The 2,410-nt window shown below is 73.3% G+C and carries 2 protein-coding genes and 1 pseudogene; 1 reads left to right on the top strand and 2 read right to left on the bottom strand.

Translation table 11 applies throughout. The features are described 5' to 3' along the window. Positions 1 to 74: 74 nt before the first annotated feature. Positions 75 to 197 (bottom strand): annotated as a pseudogene (locus tag B7L92_RS43320) (transcriptional regulator); the annotation flags it as partial. Between the two features lie 151 nt (positions 198 to 348). Here B7L92_RS43320 and B7L92_RS37865 point away from each other — a divergent pair. Continuing rightward, positions 349 to 1,389, top strand: coding sequence for an NAD(P)-dependent alcohol dehydrogenase (locus tag B7L92_RS37865; protein WP_081241619.1), 1,041 nt, complete (start codon positions 349 to 351; stop codon positions 1,387 to 1,389). A gap of 254 nt (positions 1,390 to 1,643) precedes the next feature. Here B7L92_RS37865 and B7L92_RS37860 read toward each other — a convergent pair. Continuing rightward, on the bottom strand, positions 1,644 to 2,410 hold a 767-nt coding region (locus B7L92_RS37860; protein WP_081241618.1), incomplete at its 5' end, for a hypothetical protein.

The following is a 2,410-nucleotide window of genomic DNA, read 5'->3' as shown; positions in this document are numbered from 1 at the left end:
GCTGAACGAGGGCCCGCCGGAAGCACCACGTCCGGCGGGCCCTCCGCCCGTTCGCGCCCCGTGGCCGCCCGTCCTCAGGCGGACGGCGCCGAGGCCGGGCCCGACGCCCTCGCGTCCGCGCCCCAGCTGCTCGGCAGCCGCAGCGCCTGTGCCGACGGCGATCCCGGCTCGGCGTGGTACGTGACCAGCGACTGCTCCGCACAGCACCCTGTCCCTGCCGGTGGTACGCACGGCCGACGTAGGAAAAGCCGTGGTCTGGGTGGTCCCCGGCCGCCGGGGCAGGCTGGAGGACGTGCCCGGCCGGACAACGGGCGGCCGGGCGCACGGCTTCCCGAGGAGACCCCTGGTATGACCACTGTCGCCGCGTACGCCGCACCCGTCACCAAGGCTCTGCTGGAGCGGACGACCATCGAGCGGCGCGAGGTCGGCGCGCACGACGTCCTGATCGACATCAAGTTCGCCGGCATCTGCCACTCCGACATCCACCAGGCCCGCGAGGGCTGGGGCGAGGCGATCTTCCCGATGGTCCCGGGCCACGAGATCGCGGGCGTGGTGTCCGAGGTCGGCTCCGGTGTCACCCGGTTCCGGGTCGGCGACCGCGTGGGGGTCGGCTGCATGGTCGACTCCTGCCGCACCTGCGACAACTGCGAGGCCGATCTGGAGCAGTACTGCCTGAACGGCGCCACGATGACCTACAACGGCATCGGCCGGGACGGCCGGCCGACCTACGGCGGCTACGCGCAGAAGATCGTCGTCGACGAGAACTACGTCGTCCGCGTCCCCGACGGCCTGGCCCTCGACGAGGCCGCACCGCTGCTGTGCGCGGGCATCACCACGTACTCCCCGCTGCGGCACTGGAACGCGGGCCCCGGCCGGAAGGTCGCGGTCGTCGGACTCGGCGGCCTCGGCCACATGGCCGTGAAGATCGCGCACGCGATGGGCGCCGAGGTGACGGTGCTGTCGCAGTCCCTGCGCAAGAAGGACGACGGACTGAAGCTGGGCGCCGACCACTACTACGCCACCGCCGACCCGGCCACCTTCGAGCGGCTCGGGGGCACCTTCGACCTGATCGTCTCCACGGTCTCCGCCCCGCTCGACCTCGACGCGTACCTGTCGCTGCTGCGGACGGACGGCGCCCTGGTGAACGTGGGCGCCCCCGAGGAGCCCGTCTCCCTCGACCTCTTCTCGGTGATCGGCGGACGCAGGACCCTCGCGGGGTCGAGCATCGGCGGCATCCGGGAGACCCAGGAGATGCTGGACTTCTGCGCCGAGCACGGCATCGGCGCGGAGATCGAACTGATCGGCGCGGCCGAGATCGACGAGGCCTACGAGCGGGTCCTGAACAGCGACGTCCGCTACCGCTTCGTCATCGACACGGCGACGATCTGACCCCGGCGCGCTTCCCCCGGCCGCGTTCTCCCGCCGCTGCGGACGGCGCCGCCACCGTGCGCCACGACGCCGTCCCGGGCCACGGCCCGCCGCTGCGGGTCCGCCGGCCCCGGTCGTCGCGGTACTCCCCGTACAGCGGGCCGGCCACGATCAGTCCCCCACGGAAGTCCGGCTCGTCCTCGCCGGCGTCCAGGAGACGGGGCACACCGGGACGGTGTCCGGACGGACGCGGGGCTTCGGGCGCGTGTCGGCGCTCAGTGCGGCAGGGTCGCCGGGCTGCCGCCGTTCGCCTCGTAGCCCGCGACCGCCAGGGCGCGGTAGACCGCGAACTCCGCGGCGGGGTCGGCGGACAGGGTCCAGGGCAGCGCACCGACGTGGCCGTCGACGTGTATCAACTGGCTCATGGCCTCGGCCCAGCGCTCGGCACGGACCAGGAAGAAGATCAGCAGATGCCGGACGTGCGCCAGCATCGGGTCGTCGGGGCGGGCCGAGTGCACCGCGTGCAGCGCGCCGTGGATCGCCCGGGAGACGACCTCGCTCTGGTAGAAGCCGCTGACCAGGGTCACCTCGGGCAGGTGCTCGAACACCGCGAAGAGCGGCATCGCGGCGAGGAGGGAGCCCTGGGGCGCCCGGGCCGCCGCGGCCTCCGCGAACGCGTACGCCTCCTGTCGCGAGCCGTGCCACTTCTCGCACCAGTAGTGCAGCGCGGCCAGATGCGCCCCCATGTGGTTCGGCGCGCGGTCCAGGATCTTCAGCCAGACCTGCTCGAAGTCCCCCCGGGCGTAGCCGAGTCCACGGGCCACCGAGAGTTCCACGAGGTACGGGATCGGGTCGCCGGGGGCCAGCAGCGCCGCCTCGCCGCAGGCCGCTTTCGCCTCCTCCATGATGATCCGGAACTCGTCCGTCCCGGGCGCGGCCGTACGCCAGGCCTGCTGCACCAGGAACTCGGCGTGCACCGCCGCTCCCCCCGCGTCCTTGGGGGCCTCGGTCCGCCACACCCGCAGCCACTGCCCGCCCGGCG

The sequence above is a fragment of the Streptomyces viridosporus genome (assembly GCF_002078235.1).
Taxonomy (GTDB): Bacteria; Actinomycetota; Actinomycetes; order Streptomycetales; family Streptomycetaceae; genus Streptomyces; species Streptomyces viridosporus.
Note: the sequence above shows the minus strand (reverse complement) of the source record. Positions and strands in the feature narration are given on the sequence as shown.

Coding starts and splice junctions, on each gene's coding strand:
- B7L92_RS37865 (WP_081241619.1), top strand. CDS start 349: ATGACCACTGTCGCCGCGTACGCCGCACCCGTCACCAAGGCTCTGCTG.